Raw genomic sequence first — 21,791 nt, forward strand, 5'->3', positions numbered from 1 at the left:
TTTTTCGGCGTGCGTTCTTTTCTCCTTGGTATAGTTAAATTAGGTTTACATGTATTGTTTGCAATTTTTGTTTTATACATTTGCCCTGATATTAGGATGCGCAAAGCGGTAATGCAAAAACGAAGGATTTGGCTCTTTACGCTAAAAACTCCTCAACGTATCGTAACGCAAATACCAAATTATGGAACATCCTTACTCCTCTTACAACCATAAATAGAATTCATGAATGAAAAAGCGGGCCTGACAAGTGGGCTGAAGAAAGTACTAGGTCTCACTTCATTATTTATCATTACGATTGGAATAGTAGTTTCACAAACCTCTGTTGTTTCTATCGTACAGGGTGCAGGCTTAGGTGGCGGGACTTTTTTTATGGCCATTTTTATTGCTTTTATCATAGCCTTGTGTTACATATCTACTTATTCTGAGTTGGCCTTGATGATGCCAAAAGCAGGAAGCATCAGTACGTATACTGCCGTTTCCGTGGGACATTTTATGGCAATTATTGCATCACTATCAGCTTATGCTGCACCGGCACTATTTGGGGCATTAGCCGAACTACTTTTGTTGCAAAATGTGCTCGATTCCATCAGTCCAAGCTCTTTTACAACCGTGGCCCTCGCAGTAGTTTGGACCTTTACATTTCTTAATATTTTTGGTATTGATTTATTTGCCTCAGTACAAAGTATCATTTCGTTCACAATGCTCGTGACGCTGATCGTCATCGGAATTGCAGGATTAGGAACATTCAACAATCAGGGTCTTCCACCTCATCAGATAATGCATGATTTGATGCACCCTGATGCTTCTGTATTTACTTTAGTATTAGCAGCACTTTGGCCTTTTATAGCCTTTGAAATGGTGTGTGACTTTATTGAAGAAGCAAAAAATCCAGTAAGACATATTCCGAAAGCAATGTTCACGGCATGCATCGTTTTGTTATTTGCATATAGTTTGTTAGCCTTTGTGGCCATGAAACTTGTTCCTGCAGAACAACTGGCCCAGACCGATGTTCCGCATTTGCTCTTAGGAAAAGTAATTTTTGGGAATGTGGGCAAAATAGTTATTCTGATTTTGTCAATAACCACAACCTGCGGTTTTATTAGTACTGGATTTGCAACAACACCCCGCTTATTGTACGGCATGGCACATCACAAACAATTGCCGCCAATTTTTATGAGATTACATTCCAAATGGAGAACTCCTTGGATTGGTATACTAGTACTTGCGACCCTACTAACAATTGCTATTCTACTATTTAAAAAAAGTACAGATACTTTGTTGATGCTTGTTATTTCTGGGGCGAGCTGTTACCTACTGGCATACATTATTACGCACATCGACTTAATTGTATTGCGCAAAAAATATCCCAATTACCCGCGTTCGTACAAGTCTCCATTTTTCCCTCTACTGCAAATCGTGGGAATACTAGGAATGACTTATGCCTTTATCCATAATTCACCAAGTCCCGAATTGCGATCTACTGTTTTTATCAATGTAGCACTATTTATTGGCCTAACAGCGGTATTTGCTTTTTGTTGGGTGAAATTCAAAATGAAAAAAGGACTATTTGAAGCCGAACCGATTGAACAAGCAATCGACGACTAAGCTTACTTTTAACCTAGTATTTATAACATATGACTACCTTTCTGAGGTTTTATTCCACCTCTTGCAGCACCAAATCAACATTGCATTGGCAGAATTTTTTGTCGAAATCGCTAATGCAATCGTAGAGCAAACCATAGCTAGCCCAATTATTGTGCTGGCTTTCAGAATCAACAAATACAACTTTACCCAAGCACAGAACTTTGTTGTAGCTGTTTATTTTTGACCTTCGATAAATTTAAAAATTCCTAACAAAACACAGATTTTAACACAAAAACCTTATGTAATTCACAAAATAATCGACAAATTGATTTATATTCAGAAGGTATTACATAGCAACGAACGCCGTAGCAACCTCTTGCATCAACATAAAACGACTATAAATAAGGGAATTCCTTTGAATTTTGAACAACCTTTACTATCTTTCGCATTCAAAAAAAAATCGAACCCTTAAACATTCAAAAAATGTTAGAAGAAAAGAATGATAACCTGCTTGAAGCAGATGGAAGTTTAGAAAACAATTCAATTGAAATTCTACAATCTGAAGTAGAAACCCTCAATGAAATCGAAGCTGATGCAACCAGCACTGCCGATTTTGCAATTGAAAATGGGCAAACTATTGAGGAGCATATTGCGGTAGCAGAAAATGAAACTCCAATAGCGGATGCTACCACAGTTTCAGATGAAATTGAAGCTACAATTCCGGAAGATGCAGCTTCTGAAACCATCGTTGCTGAACCGACTCCAATTACAAATACCACAATTTCAGAAACCGAAACCATTATCGAAGCTATCGTTGGCACCAATGCCGAAGAAAGTGAAGACGAAACCCTCAAAGAACGTCACGACATCCCAATGTTGGATTATGATGCACTTTCGCTTGAGTCTCTTGTAGCCGAATTGAAAAATTTAGTTACTAATGAAAAAGTGATGTCGGTAAAGGATCATGTCGAAGAAATAAAAAAATCATTCTTAGCGAAATACTACCACCTTCTCGAAGAGAAAAAAGAAGAATTTTTGGCTGAAAACCCTGATACTACAGAGGATTTTGCCTATCATTCGCCTATAAAAACACAATTTGACCAATACTATTCCCTGTTCAAAGACAATAAAAATGCCCATTTCAAAAGTTTGCAAAGCAATCTCAAATCCAACTTAGAAAACCGATTGGCGATTGTCGAAGAATTGAAAGAGCTTATCAATCCGCAGGAAAACATTAAAGACACTTTGAAACACTTTAATGAATTAAGAGATCGATGGAAAAATGCTGGTCCTATTCCTAAAGACAAATACAATCACGTTTGGAACAATTATCATTTCCACGTTGAAAATTTTTACGATTATTTACACTTAGATCGAGAAGCTCGCGACCTCGATTTCAAGCATAATCTAGAACAAAAACAAAAAATAATAGCCCGAGTTGAAGAATTGGTCAACGAAGACGACATCAACAAAGCTTTCCGCGAATTGCAGGATTTACACAAACTATGGAAAGAAGATATCGGCCCCGTTTCAAGAGAACATCGAGACGAAATCTGGAACAAGTTTAGTGATTTGACCAAACAAATGCACGACAAACGTGAAGTTTTGTTTGAAAAAATGAGAGGCACCGAGCTTGAAAATTTAGAAAAGAAAAAAGAAATCATTGCCCAAATTGAAGTTTTGGCTACTGAAAAAGTCAATGCGCACGCACAATGGCTGCAACAAATTGAAAAAGTCGAAGCCCTGAGAACTGCTTTTTTCTCCGCTGGAAAAGTCCCATCAGAAGTTAATGAAGAAACTTGGGCCGCATTTAAAACAGCTGTTAGGAATTTTAATTCTTTCAAAAATTCATTTTACAAAGACATTAAAAAAGACCAAAACAATAATTTAAGCCGTAAAACAGCCCTTGTTGCCAAAGCCAAAGAACTTCAGGAAAGTACTGACTTTGCGGTGACCACTCCAATAATGAAACAAATTCAAGAAGAGTGGAAGCAAATCGGTCATGTGCCACGAAAATACTCTGATAAAATTTGGATCGAGTTCAAAGACGCTTGCAACCATTATTTTGACAAATTAAAAGAGCAAAAAAATGAGGAGAATAGCGAGGAAATTCAAGCATTCGACAACAAGAAAGCCTATCTCGAAACCTTGAGATCCTTTCAGATGACAGGTGACCATAAAACCGATTTAGATGCCATAAAATTGCACATCGAAACATGGAAAAAATTCGGAAAAGTACCATTCAGCCGAAGACATGTCGAAGGAAAATTCAATAAAGTGCTTGATGCTTTATTTGAAAAACTGAGTTTGAGTAAAAAAGAATCAGAAATGATGCGCTTTTCGAACCGAATGGATCAATTGTCAGAGAATAATGATACTCGAAAACTGGAAGGGGAGAAAATTTTCCTAATGCGTAAAATTGATGAAATTAAGAACGAAATATTCCAATTAGAAAATAATATTCAGTTTTTCGCCAACACTAGAAATGCTAAAAAAGAAAATTCTATTGTGCTAGAAGTTCGAAAAAACATCGAAAAACACCGAGAAGAAATGGAACTTTTGAAAGATAAACTCAAACAGTTAAGGAAGTTGAACGACGCGTAAAAATAAATAGTAAAAAATAAGATCACCTCATTCAAAAACAAATGAATGGGGTTTTTTTTTGCCTCAAAATGGAATATGATAATTATCATTTTAAATTTAACAATTGCATACTACTTTTGATTATTGAAAAATACTATTTTCTATGAAAAACTCAATCCTACAAAAATACAATGTCCCCGGACCACGGTACACTAGCTATCCCACAGTCCCCTATTGGGATGAATCTGATTTTACGTATCAAAACTGGATTGACACTTTAAAAAGGTCTTTTTCAGAGAGCAATTCGAAGGAAGGACTAAGTTTGTACATTCATTTACCTTTCTGCGAAAGTATGTGCACTTTTTGTGGCTGTAATAAACGTATTACCAAAAATCACGATGTCGAACATCCCTATATAGAAGCGCTCCTTAAAGAGTGGGCGTTGTACTGCAATATCCTTGAAGAAAAACCAATTATCAAGGAAATACATTTGGGCGGAGGCACTCCCACCTTCTTTTCCACTAAACATTTAGAGGATTTAATAGAAGGCATTTTTTGCTATGCAGTAAAAGCCAAAGATCACGAATTTAGTTTCGAAGGTCATCCAAACAATACCACACGTGCTCATTTGCAAAAACTATATGATCTAGGTTTCAGAAGAGTGAGTTTTGGCGTACAAGACTATTCTGAAAAAGTTCAGAACGCAATTAATCGAATTCAGCCCTTTCATAATGTAGCAAAAGTTACGTTTTGGGCAAAAGAAATTGGCTATACTTCAATTGGTCATGACATCATTTTTGGCTTACCATTTCAAGAAATAGATGATGTTATTGATACTATCGAAAAAACAAATTCGTTGCAACCGGACCGATTGGCTTTTTACAGTTATGCGCATGTGCCGTGGATAAAAGGAAACGGTCAACGGGGCTTCAATGATGAAGATATTCCTAAAGACGAAACCAAACGCAAACTATATGAAGTAGGCAAAGATTTGCTTTTCGAAAATGAATATTACGAGATTGGAATGGACCATTTTGCACTCAAAAGCGATAGTTTATATGATTCATTCGAAAAAGGGCAATTACACCGTAATTTTATGGGCTACAGTTCTTCTAAAACGCAACTAATGATAGGACTAGGCGTTTCCTCAATAAGCGATAGTTGGTACAGTTTTGCTCAAAATGTAAAAGAATTAGAAGAGTATTATAAATTGCTAAAAGCGGACAAACTACCCATCTTCAGGGGTCATTTATTGACAGATGAAGATCTTATCATAAGAAAACATATTCTGAACTTGATGTGCCATTTTGAAACGTCGTGGAAAGACAAAGCGCTTTATTTTGCAGAAGTTCCTGAAATTCTAATCCAGTTGAAAGAAATGGAAAATGATGGCTTAGTTCAAATTGAAAAAAATGGTATTAAAGTAACGAATGCCGGAAAACCATTTGTACGCAACATTTGCATGGCTTTTGATCTAAGATTGAAAAGAAAAGCTCCAGGAACCAAACTTTTTTCAATGACAATCTAAAAAGCAATTCGTTTCAAAAAAAATCTCGCTAATTTAAAATTAGCGAGATTTTTTTGGTCTTTATCTCCGCAATATCGAATATATTTCGTCCTTTAAGTGAAGGATTTTAACTTTTAATTCTTTCAAATGCTCATCTGTGGTTACTACTTCTTCCGATTTGATTAAAGCAACCTCATGTTTAACTTTAAGATATTCCTCAAATAACACTTTAAAATGATCATTCTCGTTTACTAATTTGTCAATTTTTTCCTGAACCTCAGGAGTCACGTGTAGCAGATCTTGGTTTTCCATAATTATATAAGAGTTAATTAATAATTAATGACAATTTGGACTTGATCGCACGAACAAACTCAGGTCTGAGGGAGAGATATAAGGAATGCCAAGTCCTAACCCCCTAAAGATAAACAATATTCCGATAATAACCGCAAAAATTGGAATGATTTTTTGAATTTTATTTCGAACTGAAACCGACAACAATACATTGAGATAAACCACACTGCTCATCATAGGAATTGTGCCCAATCCGAACAAAATCATATACAAGACTCCGAATAATTCGTTTTGCATCGCTATGGCTCCAAACAAAGCTACGTACACCATCCCACATGGTAAAAAACCATTTAACAAACCAATAATAAAAAGGGATTTATAACTTCGGTTTTTGAACTGACTCCCTAGGCGAGACTTGATTTTCGAAATAAATCGGAAAACTGGTTTAGAAAAATTATATTTGGCAAATGCCCGCTCTGGAAGTAATACAACAAGTATCATTGCAATTCCAATGAAAATAGACATTTTTTGCTGAAATCCAGCCAAATACAATCCTCTTCCTACTAATCCGAAAACCAAACCAATACTGGCATAAGCCGATAATCTGCCCAAATGATAAGTAAGAATTTGCGCTGCTTTTTTGGCTTGATTATTTCGCTCTACAGGCAGCATCATAGCAATGGGACCGCACATTCCGATGCAGTGAAAACTACTGATTAAACCAAAGAAAAAAGCGGTGAAAAGCATAGTTAGTTGGGAGTTAGAAGTTGGGAGTTAGAAGTTGGAAGTTGGGAGTTGGGAGTTGGGAGTTAAGATTTGATACATTTTCAGATCACTTTAGACAACCCTCCTTCTACCTCTTATTTCGTGCCTCTTAGCTCGAATTATTGCATATAAATAGTTTCTTTTGTAAGATACGCTTTCCCATTATATTGCCATTCCATATTGATGTTCCATCGTCCTCCTAACAACTTTTCTTTGGGAATAGTCAATGAGGAAGTTGTAATCGAAATCGGATAATCAAAATCAAATTTTTTGTTTGACGGTCTGTACATTGTAATCTTCCCTTTGATTGCTGCCGGCACAAAATCAGTTGGAAAAACGATGGTAATTCCGGCTGCATCATTCGTTATTTTTGGTTTTACAGGCAAATCTTTTGCATTTTGAAGGCGAATCATTTCATCTCCAAATTTTGCATCCCGTTTATAATATTCCTCATAAACCAAATCATTGTCGTATTTCGAATTGGATTGTACTTTAATTATAAAATACAAAATAAATGAGATAAAAAATGCAAAAGCTAGTACTATTCCGGTTCCCCAGTTTATTTTAAAACCTGTAGAACCAGAAGGCGTCACTTTGGCATTACTGTTATTTTTATTTGAAACCTGATTTTCCATTTTTTAGTTTTTATTTTTTTTCAACGAGAACCTACCTTCAGCACCTGGAGGGATTTAATCAAAACTTCTCGGGCTCAAAAAGCTTGTTTTACTGGTTTCAATTATTTTATCACCTTCATAAACTTCAATTTCCACTTGGGTCTTGTCTGATTCTAATACATATTTACTGATTTCGATAAATACAGTACCGCTTTTCATTCCTTGCTTGGGAACTTTCAATTCTTGTTCCCCGACCACTTTCAATGTCCCTTTGATTCCCACCAATTTAAAATGAATGGCATTGAAATCTTTATTCGTTTTATTGATGACCTTAAAAGTATAGACATTACTGATATTGTCTCCTTTATGTTGGAATAATTGTCCCGGCAATCTCAAAAAGACGGCTTCGACTTCGGTTCTTAAAAAAAGTAATCCCACTAATATTCCAATCAGAATAAACAATACCGCCGAATAGCCTTTCATTCTGGCAGTGAATTTAAACTTAGCATTTTTCTCAATTTCATCTTCGGATGCATATCGAATAAGCCCTTTGGGAAGCCCCACATTTTCCATAATAGTATCACATTCGTCGATACAAGCGGTACAATTGATGCATTCGAGTTGGGTTCCGTTTCGAATATCAATTCCAGTAGGACAGACGTGTACACATTGTTTGCAATCAATACAATCTCCCTTACCAGTGACTGAACGGTCTTCTTGTTTATTGAATTTGGCTCGACCGGTTTCTTTCTCGCCACGAACAAAATCGTAGGCCACATTGATAGATTTATTGTCCAATAAAACGCCTTGCAATCTGCCGTAAGGACAAGCAATAATGCACACTTGCTCTCTAAACCAAGCAAAAATAAAATAGAATACTCCGGTAAATATCAATAGCGAAATTAAGGTGCTAATGTGATGCTCTGGGCCTTCATAAATCATTTTAAACAATTCGTCACTGCTGATGAGATAAGCAAGAAAAACATTGGCAATAAAAAATGAAATTATGAGAAAAATAAACCATTTTAGGGCTTTTTTTCTAATTTTTTCCCCATTCCATTCTTGTTTTTCAAGGCGAATTTGTGAGCCACGATCGCCTTCAATCCAAAATTCGATTCTGCGGAAAACCATTTCTAAAAATATGGTCTGAGGACAAATCCAACCGCAAAATATACGTCCAAAAATAACGGTAAAAAGAATCACGAAGACAACACCGACAATCATCGAAATCACAAAAAGATAAAAATCTTGTGGCCAAAAAGGGAATCCAAATAGATTGAACCTTCTTTCCAATACATTGAACATCATAAACTGATTGCCGTTCACTTTTAGGAATGGATTGGCAATTAGAATCAGTAATAAGAAATAGCTCACCCACTTGCGATAATCATAAAATCTTCCAGAAGGTTTTTTAGGAAAAATAAATTTTCTTTTCCCTTCGGCATCAATGGTTCCGATGGTATCTCTAAAGGCTTCGTTTGGCAATTTTGACATTATTTACATTTTTAAATTTAGAAGTCTAAAAGTAAAGAATTGAATTGATTTGCTGTGAAACTAATGTTACAAAGCCAACTTAAATTAAATCCGCCGATGTTCATTATTTTCTTTTTTAGCAACAGCAAAAAATCAATTTCAACAAAGTTAGATTAAAATTAGATTTGATTTTACAAAAAGCAAATCCTGAAATAATTCAGGATTTGTTACTAATACATCTAATTTAAACTTACACTATTTTACAGTTGTACTATCTGGAACGACAGCCGTTGCAGCTGCAGTCTTAGGAGTATTCGGATCTACCCAAACTTCCCCTTCTGGAGCTTTAGGATCTTTCGGATTACTGCCTTGCAAGGATATTACATAACTGGCAACTTCTTGCATTTGTTTTGGTTTCAAAGTTCCTTTCCAAGAAATCATCCCTTTTCCGTCGCGACCTCCATTGACTAAAGTATGGAAAATATTTTTGATTCCACCACCCAAAATCCATCTGTCATCGGTTAGGTTAGGTCCAATTTGTCCACCAGCATCAGCTCTGTGGCAAGGAATACAATTCGCAGTAAAAATAGCTTTACCTGCTGCCAAATCAGCAGCATCTGTTAGCAAGGTAACCGAATTTTCATCCATGGTATCTGGAGCCGTTTTTTTGTATTCGGCAATCTCGATTTGGGCTTGAGCAATTTCGTTTTTCAACTCCGTTTCTTGGTCATCGCCTCCCATTATTTCAAATCGAACCAAATACACAGCGGCAAATACGATACAAGCATAAAACAAATATACCCACCAAGGCGGCAAATTATTGTCTAATTCTTTGATACCATCGTAATCGTGTTCCAATAGTAATTCTCCTTCGTCATCGGATTGGTTTGTTTTGAATAGAAAGTTTTTCACATTTTTGACAAATGGACTATCTTCAAAACCTAACTCCTTGGTTTCGGCCAATTTTGCTTTTTGCTCCTCGGTCAGTAAGTGATAAGTGATAGTATCCACAGCATTCACGGTTACTTCGATAGCAATCAACAAGAAAAGAAATACTAATAAAAAGAGAGAAACCATCGGGAATTTGATAAAAGCTGGCTTATCTCCTGAGTCTATGAAATATTCCATTGCTCCAAAAACAGCAAAGAAAATGACAAGAACTCGTATATATGAGGGAATTATTTTTTTCATTTTATATCTATTTTGAAAATTGTACTGTATTTATTTTTAATCGTTCAACGGAATATGACTCATTTCTTCAATCTTATCTTTTTTGTATCCTAAAACCCAAACGGCTAGTCCGACAAAAAATGCGAAGAATATAATCAATGATAGTACTGGAAATATTTCAATTCCAGCAATGGTTTCCATATTGTGTTTAATTTGCTCAAACATAATTCCTAGGTTCTATTTAGAATTGTCTTTTACTTTGATATCAGTTCCAAGCCTTTGAATATAAGCTATTAAAGCAACTATTTCTCTTTCGTTCATTGGAACAAATTGATCCCCTCTGGCGGCAGCTTTTTTCTTGCTTTCATCATAACTTTTTACAAAGTCAGGATCTGCTTTCAAACTCTCTTCAATTTTCAAAGCTTGCGCTCTTAAATTTTTCTGACCATTGGCAATATCTTCGTCAGTATAAGGAACCCCAAGCGTTTGCATGGCTTTCATTTTATTTTCAGTCATTGAAATATCCATAGCTTTATTCTCAAACAACCATTTATACCCTGGCATTATAGATCCAGCAGAGATACTTTGTGGACTCCAAAAGTGATTGAAATGCCAATTGTCGTTGTATTTACCACCAACGCGCAATAAGTCTGGCCCTGTACGTTTTGATCCCCAAAGGAATGGGTGATCGTATACAAACTCACCGGCTTTACCTTGTGGGCCATAACGCTCCACTTCGGAACGGAATGGTCGAACCATTTGGGAGTGACAACCTACACAACCTTCACGAATGTATAAATCACGTCCTTGTAATTCTAAAGGAGTATAAGGTTTCACGCTGGTAATCGTTGGAATATTCGATTTCACCATAATAGTGGGAACAATCTGAATTATTCCACCAATAAGAATGGCGATTAAAGCAAAAATCGTTAACTGGATTGGTTTTCTTTCCAACCAAGCGTGGTATTTTTCACCCTTAATTCTTCCCGCACTGATGGCTTTCAATTCAGGAGCTTCGGCTAATTCATCTTCAACAGGTTCACCTGCTCTTGCCGTCTGAATAATATTGTAAACCAATACCAACATTCCTGCTAGATATAAGGTACCTCCAATAGCTCTCATCCAATACATAGGCATAATTTGAGTTACTGTTTCAAGGAAATTACCATAAGTTAAAGTGCCGTCGGGATTGAATTGTTTCCACATCGAAGCTTGTGTGAATCCAGCCACATACATTGGTAAAGCATAAAGAATGATTCCTAATGTTCCAATCCAAAAGTGGAAATTAGCCAATTTGGTAGAATACAAATTCGTTTTTGTCATACGAGGTATCAACCAATAAATTATACCAAATGACATAAATCCGTTCCAAGCTAAGGCTCCAACGTGAACGTGTGCAATAATCCAATCGGTAAAATGCGCTATGGCATTCACATTTTTAAGCGATAACATTGGTCCTTCAAAAGTGGCCATACCGTAACCAGTAATTGCTACCACAAAGAATTTCAATACGGGCTCTTCACGTACTTTATCCCAAACACCTCGTAAGGTCAAGAGTCCGTTGATCATACCTCCCCACGATGGCGCAATCAGCATCACCGAAAATACCACACCTAAATTTTGTGCCCAAGTTGGTAAAGCAGTATATAATAAATGGTGCGGTCCAGCCCAAATATATAAGAATATCAAAGACCAGAAGTGCACAATTGAAAGTCTGTAAGAATACACAGGGCGATTGGCTACTTTAGGAACAAAATAATACATCAATCCTAAAAATGGCGTAGTCAAGAAAAACGCTACTGCATTATGACCGTACCACCACTGCACCAAAGCGTCTTGAACTCCTGCGTAAACAGAATAACTTTTGGTCATAGAGATAGGCAATTCTAAACTATTGAAAATGTGCAAAACCGCTACCGTAACGAAAGTAGCAATGTAAAACCAAATCGCTACATATAAGTGACGCTCTCTTCTTTTTAAAATAGTTCCAATCATATTGACACCAAACGCAACCCAGATTAGGGCGATGGCAATATCAATTGGCCATTCCAGTTCGGCGTATTCCTTGGAAGTGCTGTATCCTAATGGTAAGGAAATTGCGGCAGCAACGATAATCAATTGCCATCCCCAGAAATTCAAATTACTCAAAAAGTCACTGAACATTCTCGCTTTTAACAACCGTTGCAAGGAATAATACGTTCCAGCAAACATAGCGTTTCCTACAAAGGCAAAAATCACAGCATTGGTATGTAAAGGTCTCAGTCTACCAAAACTCAACCACGAAATCCCGTCGGTCATATTTGGGAAAAGAAACATAGTGGCCAAAATAAGCCCTACCAACATTCCCACAACACCAAAAACGATGGTTGCGTAAATGAATTTCTTTACAATTTTGTTGTCATAATAAAACTGTTGCATTTCCATAAATAATAATTGTTAATTGGTTTAAAAATTTAAGGTTTAAGGTTTAAGTTTTTTTTCTGCATTAGGAATAGGTTCGTCCTTTACTTTTTTAACAAGCTCATCATCAAAAAGCATTCGGACAGAAGGAGTGTAATCATCGTCGTATTGACCTGTTTTTACAGCTCGTACAAAAGCAAAAAAGAAAAAAACAGCTACGACAATACTGATAGAAATTAGCAAATAGATGACACTCATAAAATTTAATTAGATTAGATTAGCAAAGATAGAACATCGATTTTTTTTAGATTATGATAATTATCATATTCTACAGCTTTATCAAATTTATAACAAAAACTGTAAATTACTACATTTATTTCAACCTTTTTGCATAATAATTACTAACAATTGTTACGAAACTGACAATTGTTATGGTACTCAAAGGCATTATTATTGCCGCTACTAAAGGTAGGAGATTACCCGTTATTGCAAAATACAATCCAACAAGGTTATAAAGTATAGAAAGTGCAAAACTCATTTTTATAGTCGTTATGGATTTCTTGGCAAGTTTCAAGAAATAATGTAATTTATGAAATTCACTCGCATCCAAAATGGCGTCGCAAGCTGGTGAAAAAACATTGACATTCTCAGATATAGAAATCCCAATATTACTTTGTGCCAAAGCCCCTGCATCGTTGAGACCATCGCCAACCATCATCACATTACAACCTGATTCTTGCAGTTTTTTAATGTATTCGAGCTTTTGTTCCGGTTTTTGATTGAAAACCAATTCGGTTCCCTCGGGCACTAATTTTTCTAAGGAAGCGCGCTCCCCATCATTGTCGCCCGACAAGACTTTGATCTGATACTTCTGATTCAGTCCTTCAAAAAGAGCCGCTAAACCTTCTCTATATTGATTGTTGAAAATATATTTCCCAAAATAAATTTCATTAATCTTGATGTGAACCGAAGTTTGCTGAATACTGTTTTCTTCTTGATTTCCAACAAAATCAGCAGAACCAACCTTCACCTGAGCAGCTTCTAGAGTCGCCTGAATGCCTTTGCCAGTGATTTCCTCAAAGTCAATAATTTTTAATCGGTTACATTCTGGCAAAAATTCATATAGCATTCTGCTCAACGGATGGTTTGAAGCTCGCAGAACAGATTTTAAAATCACTAAGTTATCAGCGGAAAGTTCGGTTCCTTCGTACGAAATATTCGATTTTACATTGGTAGTGATCGTTCCTGTTTTATCAAAAACCAAGGTATCGACCTTAGCCAATTGTTCGATCACCAATGCGTTTTTAAGGTAAAATTTCTTTTTACCCATAATGCGCAGGACATTTCCCATTGTAAAAGGCGCGGTCAAGGCTAAGGCGCAGGGACAGGCCACAATAAGCACTGCAGTAAATACATTGAAGGCGATATTGGCATCGATAAAAATCCAATAACCAAATCCACCAAAAGCTATTAGTAAAAGTATTGGCGTGAAATAATGGCTGATCGTATCGGTTATGGATTTGTGCTTTTGCTCTACTTTTTTCTGAAAAACATCATTGCTCCACAATTGCGTCAAATAGCTTTGCTTCACCGAATGTAGGACTTCCATTTCAATCACTTTACCTATTTGCTTTCCTCCTGCGAAGACTTTATCGCCCGATTTCTTGGTAATCGGAATTGCTTCTCCCGTAACAAAACTGTAATCAATTTCGGCTTTTTCAGAAATCAGAATGCCATCTACAGGAATCAATTCTTGATTTCGAATCAAGAGTCGATTGCCTTTTTCAATATCATAAATAGGCACACTTTCCTCGGAAGAATCGGCATTGATTCGGGTAATGGCTATCGGAAAATAGGATTTAAAATCTCTTTCGAAACTCAAAAAACTATAGGTTTTAATTTGAAACATTTTACCTAAAAGCATAAAGAAAATCAAACCCGTCAGGCTGTCAAAAAAGCCGGAACCATAGTCCATTACAATATCAAAAGTACTTCGAATGAAGAAAATAATAATTCCTAAAGCGATTGGAATATCGATATTCAACAAGCCCGATTTGATACTTTTATAAGCTGAAACATAATAACCACTGGCCGAATATAAAAAAGAGGGCAATGATATAGCAAAGATTAACCAACGGAAAAAAGGTTTGTAGGTATCCAACCAATATTCTTTGACTTCAAAATATTCCGGAAAAGACAGCAACATAATATTGCCAAAACAGAAAAAAGCCAATCCCAATTTGTACGTCAGACTGCGGTCAATATTGTTTTTTCCGGTTTCATAATTTTCTAAACTAATATAAGGTTCGTAGCCTATTGAACTCAATAAATGAACAATATCTTTGAGAGAAACCGCTTCTGGATGGTACGTAATTCGAACTTTTTTCTGCGGGAAATTGACCTGCGAAGTACTAATTCCTTTTTGCAATTTGTTAAGATTTTCGAGAATCCAAATGCACGAACTACAATGGATATGAGGAATGCTTAACGACACTATGGCTGTTTTATCTTCTTGGAATTCTAATAATTTTGATACAATGGCTTCGTTGTCTAAAAAGTCGTATTTACCACTAATATCAAGTGGTGTCGCACCGGGCGATTTCTCGAAATCATAATAGCAACTTAAATCATTTTGACTGAAAATTTCGTAAACTGTTTTGCATCCCTGACAACAAAAAGACTTGTCGTCAAAGAAAATTTCTTCGCTTTTAGCAATTTCTAATCCACAATGAAAACAGGAATTATCATCCATAACTTTGTAAAAATTTTTAAGGACACAAATATACTCTGCGAAGAAATTAAAAATATGATATTTATCATATTATTTGTAGATTTGCAGTACAAAAAAATATTTTTAGTTTATGGGTAAATGTGAACAGTGTATAGTTAGAGAAATCAGCTCTTTGAAAGCGCTAAACAAAGACGAACTTATTAAGCTCGCAGAATGTAAAACATCCTATACTATAAAAAAAGGAAACCCAATCTTTGAAGAAGGAGATCTTGTAAACGGCATTTATTGCGTGACCACTGGCGCTTGTAAATTGTCTAAATTAAGTCCAAACGGCAAAGACCAAATCATAAAATTAGTAAAAGCAGGAGAATTATTAGGGCAACGATCGATGATTAGCGATGAACCAGCCAATTTAAGTGCTGTAGCGTTGGAGGACATGGAAGTTTGCTTTATCCCCAAATCTGAAGTAATCAGTATGTTCGATAAGAACAATCAGTTTTCGATGAATATGATGAAAACGATTTGCGGCGACTTAAAAGAAGCCAGTGAGCATATGATTTCGATTTCTCAAAAAACCGTCAAAGAACGTCTAGCCGAAACCCTTGTTTATCTTGAAGAAACTTTTGGCAAAAAAGAAGATGGTTCGTTACGCATTCAATTGTCTCGTGAAGAATTAGCCGGAATGATTGGAACCGCGACCGAAAGTTGTATCCGATTATTGTCCGATTTCAACAAAACGGGTTTGATTGGTTTGATTGGTAAAAAAATAGTGATTAAAGACCTAGCAAAACTCAAGAGAATTGCTGATATAGTATAAATTTTGGTCACTTTTTTTTGTGAAAACTATTTTCTTACTGTTTTTCAAACAACATAGTGATTAAACCCATAACGACAGCCGAACCTATATTTGTTGTTCCATAAGGATTAAAAGAATCTTTTCTACTTCCTATCCAATTATTTTCAAGATTTATTCTTGGACTCATAATTATACACGTACCACTCTGTAAAAAATAAACATCATTACTTCTTGAATTAAAATTATAAATAGACAACTGAGGTACATTATCTTTTTTTGCACTAAAGTCGAAAGTGTATTTTACAACTGGCAAATTATCGAAATAAACCTTGAAGTAATTCTTTCTTATAGCCATTGTATCTACAACGGAAAGTCTATCCTGCGCGAAAAAAAACGTACTATAGAATAAGGCAACTACTATTATGAGTCTGTTCATAAGGTTTTTTTTAAAAGCAAAAAAATTAAAATCAAATATACAAATATTCCTAGTTTTAGATTAAAATCACTACTTTTATTATTCAAAATAATCTTAGTGCCTTTGCGCCTTTACTTCGTCAGTTCGCTGTCGCTCGGGTGTGGCAAAATAAAATATGAAAAAGAAACTAGTAGTACTAACCGGAGCGGGAATCAGTGCCGAAAGCGGCATCAAAACCTTTCGCGATGCCGATGGACTTTGGGAAGGTCATAATGTGATGGATGTGGCAACGCCCGAAGGCTGGCATAAAAACCCTGAATTGGTACTCGATTTTTACAACCAAAGACGCCGACAATTACACGATGTGCAACCCAATCTCGGGCATCAAATTTTGACGGAATTAGAAAATGATTTTGACGTTTCCATTATTACCCAAAACGTAGATAATTTGCACGAAAAAGCGGGAAGTTCGAATGTTTTGCATCTTCACGGCGAATTGTTGAAAGTGCGTAGTATTGCCAATCGAAATTATATTTTAGATTGGGAAACCGATTTAAATTTAGGTGATTTTGACGACAAAGGGAACCAATTACGTCCCCATATTGTTTGGTTTGGAGAAGAAGTTCCCGCTTTGGAAAAAGCCGTTACCATCGTTGAAAAAGCCGACATCCTTATTATCATTGGAACTTCGCTTCAAGTGTATCCTGCAGCAGGCTTGATGAATTTTGCCAAACAGACTATTCCGGTCTATTATATCGATCCCAAACCAGCACCCATTTATGATTTGCCAAATGACCTTAAAATCATTGCCGCAACGGGTTCGGAAGGAGTGAAAATAGTGCAAAAAGACCTTGAAAAATTGAAATAACAATAACAATGGCAATTTCAATAGCAATTTCAAAAATCAATTGCAATTTTTCAATCTGAAATCTGAAATCTGAAATCTGAAATGTTATCTTTGCGCTTTCTAAAAAACCAACAACAATGACTACTTTAAACGAATTAAACGCTGTATCGCCTATCGACGGAAGATACAGAAGCAAAACCAGTTCACTTTCAAAATTCTTCTCTGAAGAAGCTTTAATCAAATACCGTGTTTTGGTTGAAATTGAATATTTTATTGCGCTTTGCGAAATTCCTTTACCTCAACTTGCCACCGTAAACCCAAATGTATTCGAAAGTTTACGCAATATCTATAAAAACTTCTCTACCGAAGATGCCCTTTGGATCAAAGAAACCGAAAAAGTGACCAACCACGATGTAAAAGCGGTAGAATATTTTATCAAAGACGCATTCGAAAAACTAGGTTTATCACAATACAAAGAATTTATCCACTTCGGATTGACTTCACAAGACATCAACAATACTGCGATTCCGCTTTCGACCAAAGAGGCTTTCGAAAAAGTATATATGCCATCGTTAATCTCTTTGACCTCAAAATTGAAAGAGTTGAGCATCGAATGGGCAGCCGTTCCAATGCTTGCCAAAACCCACGGACAACCGGCTTCGCCAACCCGTTTGGGTAAAGAAATTGGTGTTTTTGTAGAACGTCTTGAGGAGCAAATACGTTTGTTGTTCAACATTCCGTTTGCTGCCAAATTTGGTGGCGCCACCGGAAATTACAACGCCCATCACGTGGCCTATCCTCAAATTGACTGGAGACAATTTGGAGGAAATTTTGTAGAAGAAATTCTTGGTTTACACCACTCCTTTCCGACTACACAAATCGAACATTACGATCACTTTGCCGCATTTTTCGATGCGTTGAAAAGAATCAACACCATCATCATTGACTTAGACAGAGATATTTGGACCTATGTTTCGATGGAATATTTCAAACAAAAAATCAAAGCGGGAGAAATTGGTTCCTCGGCAATGCCACACAAAGTAAACCCGATAGATTTTGAAAATTCGGAAGGAAATTTAGGCATGGCCAATGCCATTTTCGAACATCTTTCGGCCAAATTACCAGTTTCGAGATTGCAACGCGACTTGACTGATAGCACGGTTTTAAGAAACATTGGCGTACCTATCGGACATACTCTAATCGCTTTTGAAGCTACTTTGAAAGGCTTGAACAAACTGCTGTTGAATGAATCCAAATTCGCCGAAGATTTAGAGAAAAACTGGGCAGTGGTTGCCGAAGCGATTCAAACGATTTTGCGTCGCGAAGCCTATCCAAATCCTTATGAAGCTCTGAAAGGATTGACTAGAACCAACGAAGCCATCACTAAAAATTCGATTCACGAATTTATTAGCACACTTGAAGTTTCAGACGAAATCAAAGCCGAATTAATGCAAATTACACCGAGTAATTTTTTGGGGATATAATATTTATAAAATCTATTTATAATTGAAATGCATAATGTATATTTGTTCTATTAATAAATGAAAATGAAAAATAATACATATCTAAAAGAAGTCAAACTTTCTGGATACAAATCTATATTTGATGTAAGTGTAGAGTTCCAAAATGGATTAAATATTATTATAGGTAAAAATGCTGCAGGAAAAACAAATTTTATCAAATTTCTACGAAAAATATTATCATTAAAATATGAAAATTTAAACAACTTTTCTTCAAGTTTAACTTTTAAAAACGGTAAAGAAATTTTATTTAAATCGCAACGAAATATTGAAATAGATGAATTATTTAAAATAAATAATACAACTTCTAAAATTGATTATGAACTAAGCGTCAATAAAAAAATAATTAAAGATAAAAAAGGAAGTGAAGAAACCTCTATTTATGAAAAATTTAAACAAAATCAAATTATTTTTGATAATACTTTTATTTGTCACGGAATATATAAAGATTATTTTATAGTTGACAAACCACTTTCATTTAGAGTTGACAATAAGACTAAATGGTCAACAGATTTGCATAATATTTTTAGTAATTCTTCCAGCCCTTATTTTATAAAATGTATTACTATAGACTTTATATTGGAAATTATGGGGTTAAAAGAAGAATTTGATTTAGATATTTTAAAAAGTACTTTCAGAAATGTTTTTAGAAAAACTGAAATAATTAAATCGACATTAAAAAAATATTCCCCGATTGAAGATATTAGATTTAGTGACAATTTCAATATTTTTATTACTGAAGACAATGAAAGTATTTCAGTTAATAACGTATTTATAGAGTTTAAAATAGAAGGGGATTGGCTACCATTTTCAAATTTATCTGATGGAACTAAACGATTATTTTATATTATATCAGAAGTATTCGAGAATGATGAAAATACACATATAAGACCAACTAATGTTGATTTATATACGAGTCAATCACAAATCAGTAGAATAATATTGATAGAAGAACCTGAATTAGGTATTCATCCGCATCAATTTCATAAACTTTTGGGTTTCTTAAAAGAGGAAGCCCAAAACAAACAAATTATTTTAACTACACATTCTCCTCAAGCATTAGATGCAATAAATCCAAACGAATTAAATAGAATTACAATTGCATATTCAACAAATTCCAAAGAAGGAACTAAACTTCGTCATTTAAATGAAACCGAAATAATAAAAGCAAATGAATATATAAAAGAAGACTTTTTAAGTGATTATTGGCTTTATTCGGATCTTGAAAAATAATTTTATGAAGATAGGTCTAGTCGGAGAAGCCCCAAATGATACCCAATCAATTAAAAATTTATTAGAAAAGAGGTATTTAGCTAATGAGTTTATATTTGTATCAATGCTACAAATAATTAACGGCTCAAATTTGGATAGTCAAAAAACAAAAAGATTATTAAGAATCGAATTTGAAACTCAAAAACCTGATATTTTAATTTTCATTCGAGATCTAGATTCTACATTGCCAAATAAAGAAAAGCTCTATGCTAGAAAGAATTATTTTACGAGTTCAAATAGAGTAGTTGACAAAAAAGGAATTCCGTTATTGCATATTTATGAAATTGAAGCTTTGATATTGACAGATGTTGATGTTTTTAATTCCAAATATGGTGCAAATTTAAAAGAAATTGAAAATGTAATGACAATTACTGAACCAAAAGAATATTTAAAAAAAGCAAGCAGAAAATATAGCGAATCTCATAATGCTGATATTTTTGAATTAATTGACTTTGACAAAACTTTGAACTGTGAGTATTTCAAACGGTTTATAAAAAACTTTGATAAACGAATTGCTTCACAATCATAACTATCTTAATTAAAGCAATTTAGCTGTTTGACAAAAAATTCGATTCACGAATTTATTAGCACACTTGAAGTTTCAGACGAAATCAAAGCAGAATTGATGCAAATTACACCAAGTAATTTCTTGGGGATTTAATAAAAAACACTTTTAAAAAGCACAAAGTAATAATGAAGAATTCAATTCTAAAAATGGTATTGCTTTGTGCTTTTTTTCTTTTCTTTTCTTGTAAAAAAGAAAATCCAAAACCCGTAAACAAACCTTATAAAGCGGGAGTCATTTTGTCTTTTGATGATGCTTATGTAAACGAATGGTTTGCGACCAATCAAAAGCTAAAAAAGTATTCTTGGAAGGGAACTTTTTTTGTTTGCAAAATCAATACGCTCAACCAATCCGAAGTTGAGAAACTTCTGGAAATGCAGAAGGAAGGTCACGAAATTGCAGGGCATACTTACAATCACGTCAATGCTGTTGATTATTTGCGAGTATATACTATTCGAGAATATTTGAATAATGAAATTGACCCTATGATCCGACTAATGAATTTCTATGGTTTGGATGTCAGCACTTTTGCTTATCCTTACGGCGGAAGAAGCAAAAAATTAGATGCTGCTTTATTAAAAAAATTCAAATTCATTAGAGGAAGGGCTTTTTGTGAACACGTTGCCAACAAACAAGGCTGTTATTACGACAACTCCAATTTGGTTTTTAGCTTTAGCATAGACGACACCCACAACCACTTCAACATTCCCCACCTTTTGGGCTTGTTGGAATACGCCAAGAAAAACAACAAAATTTTAATTTTAAATAGCCATAAAACGGTCGATAAAGTGAGTGGCGATTACCAAACAAAAAATGCCACTTTGGAATACATTTGCAAATACATCAAAAGCAATAATATGAATTTTTATACTTTATCTGATTTAGAAAAGTTGCAAAAATGACAGTGGTTTAAATTATAGATTGCTTCTTTGCAAAAGACTTTAAAAAAATTTAGCCACGAATTTGCTAAGCCCATTCGCTATGACTCAAGTCACGAATTAACTCGAATTTTAATCTATCGAAATTTCACAATTGCATTTTTATCCATTTATTCCAGTTCGTTTGTCACGCTGTAAAGCGTCCCTGCTCTAGTGCGTTTAGACTCCTACGGAGTTACAAAAAACCTGTGTTTTGTACAATTTTATAGGCGTTTCTGATGCAATTGATGAAATTCGTGACTAAAAATTATTAAAAGTGACACCCTTTAGATTAACTACTGTTTTTTTTTTGAAATATATTTTTTTGTATATTACCAACA

At 35.0% G+C, this 21,791-nt stretch carries 19 protein-coding genes; 9 read left to right on the top strand and 10 right to left on the bottom strand.

Annotated elements, in window-relative coordinates:
* The first annotated feature begins 222 nt into the window (after nt 1-222).
* The 3 genes from E1750_RS05340 (at nt 223) to hemN (ending at nt 5,695) form a co-directional block, all read left to right on the top strand.
* Nucleotides 223-1,605 carry an APC family permease gene (locus tag E1750_RS05340; protein WP_133275782.1) on the top strand — a complete coding sequence of 461 codons (1,383 nt, stop codon included), beginning with the start codon at nt 223-225 and terminating at the stop codon, nt 1,603-1,605.
* Between the two features lie 462 nt (nt 1,606-2,067).
* A complete protein-coding gene (locus E1750_RS05345; RefSeq protein ID WP_227873966.1) occupies nt 2,068-4,188 on the top strand; it encodes a DUF349 domain-containing protein in 2,121 nt (706 codons plus the stop codon).
* Nucleotides 4,189-4,330: 142 nt separating this feature from the next.
* Nucleotides 4,331-5,695: an oxygen-independent coproporphyrinogen III oxidase gene (gene hemN / locus E1750_RS05350; protein WP_133275783.1), complete on the top strand. Its 1,365-nt coding sequence runs from the start codon at nt 4,331-4,333 to the stop codon at nt 5,693-5,695.
* A 60-nt stretch (nt 5,696-5,755) separates the two neighbouring features.
* Here the strand turns inward: hemN and E1750_RS05355 are convergent, their stop codons facing one another.
* The 9 genes from E1750_RS05355 to E1750_RS05395 form a co-directional block, all read right to left on the bottom strand.
* Entirely contained in the window at nt 5,756-5,986 is a 231-nt protein-coding gene (locus tag E1750_RS05355) for a YdcH family protein (RefSeq protein ID WP_133275784.1), read from the bottom strand.
* A 24-nt stretch (nt 5,987-6,010) separates the two neighbouring features.
* Nucleotides 6,011-6,712 carry a sulfite exporter TauE/SafE family protein gene (locus E1750_RS05360; protein ID WP_133275785.1) on the bottom strand — a complete coding sequence of 234 codons (702 nt, stop codon included), beginning with the start codon at nt 6,710-6,712 and terminating at the stop codon, nt 6,011-6,013.
* A 137-nt stretch (nt 6,713-6,849) separates the two neighbouring features.
* Complete coding sequence (locus E1750_RS05365) at nt 6,850-7,365, bottom strand: FixH family protein (protein ID WP_133275786.1); 516 nt, start codon at nt 7,363-7,365, stop codon at nt 6,850-6,852.
* Between the two features lie 54 nt (nt 7,366-7,419).
* The gene (ccoG, locus tag E1750_RS05370; RefSeq protein ID WP_133275787.1) at nt 7,420-8,838 is read right to left on the bottom strand and encodes a cytochrome c oxidase accessory protein CcoG; all 1,419 of its coding nucleotides are present in this window, start codon (nt 8,836-8,838) and stop codon (nt 7,420-7,422) included.
* 234 nt (nt 8,839-9,072) lie between these two features.
* Nucleotides 9,073-10,008 carry a cbb3-type cytochrome c oxidase N-terminal domain-containing protein gene (locus E1750_RS05375; RefSeq protein ID WP_133275788.1) on the bottom strand — a complete coding sequence of 312 codons (936 nt, stop codon included), beginning with the start codon at nt 10,006-10,008 and terminating at the stop codon, nt 9,073-9,075.
* Nucleotides 10,009-10,044: 36 nt separating this feature from the next.
* Nucleotides 10,045-10,212 (bottom strand): CcoQ/FixQ family Cbb3-type cytochrome c oxidase assembly chaperone, encoded by a 168-nt coding sequence (locus E1750_RS05380; protein WP_133275789.1) that lies wholly within the window; start codon nt 10,210-10,212, stop codon nt 10,045-10,047.
* Nucleotides 10,213-10,224: 12 nt separating this feature from the next.
* On the bottom strand, nt 10,225-12,411 hold the full coding sequence (gene ccoN / locus E1750_RS05385) for a cytochrome-c oxidase, cbb3-type subunit I (protein ID WP_133275790.1): 2,187 nt from the start codon (nt 12,409-12,411) through the stop codon (nt 10,225-10,227).
* A gap of 36 nt (nt 12,412-12,447) precedes the next feature.
* Nucleotides 12,448-12,645, bottom strand: a complete 198-nt coding sequence (gene ccoS, locus E1750_RS05390; protein ID WP_133275791.1) for a cbb3-type cytochrome oxidase assembly protein CcoS — start codon at nt 12,643-12,645, stop codon at nt 12,448-12,450.
* A gap of 115 nt (nt 12,646-12,760) precedes the next feature.
* Nucleotides 12,761-15,139: a heavy metal translocating P-type ATPase gene (locus tag E1750_RS05395; protein WP_133275792.1), complete on the bottom strand. Its 2,379-nt coding sequence runs from the start codon at nt 15,137-15,139 to the stop codon at nt 12,761-12,763.
* A gap of 109 nt (nt 15,140-15,248) precedes the next feature.
* Here E1750_RS05395 and E1750_RS05400 point away from each other — a divergent pair, with 109 nt between their 5' ends.
* Nucleotides 15,249-15,935, top strand: coding sequence for a Crp/Fnr family transcriptional regulator (locus E1750_RS05400; protein WP_133275793.1), 687 nt, complete (start codon nt 15,249-15,251; stop codon nt 15,933-15,935).
* Nucleotides 15,936-15,969: 34 nt separating this feature from the next.
* Here the strand turns inward: E1750_RS05400 and E1750_RS05405 are convergent, their stop codons facing one another.
* Complete coding sequence (locus tag E1750_RS05405) at nt 15,970-16,350, bottom strand: hypothetical protein (RefSeq protein WP_133275794.1); 381 nt, start codon at nt 16,348-16,350, stop codon at nt 15,970-15,972.
* A 154-nt stretch (nt 16,351-16,504) separates the two neighbouring features.
* Here E1750_RS05405 and E1750_RS05410 point away from each other — a divergent pair, with 154 nt between their 5' ends.
* The 5 genes from E1750_RS05410 (at nt 16,505) to E1750_RS05430 (ending at nt 21,435) form a co-directional block, all read left to right on the top strand.
* Nucleotides 16,505-17,197, top strand: a complete 693-nt coding sequence (locus E1750_RS05410) for an SIR2 family NAD-dependent protein deacylase (protein WP_133275795.1) — start codon at nt 16,505-16,507, stop codon at nt 17,195-17,197.
* A 116-nt stretch (nt 17,198-17,313) separates the two neighbouring features.
* Entirely contained in the window at nt 17,314-18,660 is a 1,347-nt protein-coding gene (purB, locus tag E1750_RS05415) for an adenylosuccinate lyase (protein WP_133275796.1), read from the top strand.
* A gap of 63 nt (nt 18,661-18,723) precedes the next feature.
* Nucleotides 18,724-19,929 carry an AAA family ATPase gene (locus E1750_RS05420; protein WP_165698010.1) on the top strand — a complete coding sequence of 402 codons (1,206 nt, stop codon included), beginning with the start codon at nt 18,724-18,726 and terminating at the stop codon, nt 19,927-19,929.
* Between the two features lie 4 nt (nt 19,930-19,933).
* Complete coding sequence (locus E1750_RS05425) at nt 19,934-20,497, top strand: DUF4276 family protein (RefSeq protein ID WP_133275798.1); 564 nt, start codon at nt 19,934-19,936, stop codon at nt 20,495-20,497.
* Nucleotides 20,498-20,661: 164 nt separating this feature from the next.
* On the top strand, nt 20,662-21,435 hold the full coding sequence (locus tag E1750_RS05430; protein ID WP_133275799.1) for a polysaccharide deacetylase family protein: 774 nt from the start codon (nt 20,662-20,664) through the stop codon (nt 21,433-21,435).
* Nucleotides 21,436-21,791: the final 356 nt, after the last annotated feature.

It is taken from the genome of Flavobacterium nackdongense (assembly GCF_004355225.1).
Classification (GTDB): Bacteria; Bacteroidota; Bacteroidia; order Flavobacteriales; family Flavobacteriaceae; genus Flavobacterium; species Flavobacterium nackdongense.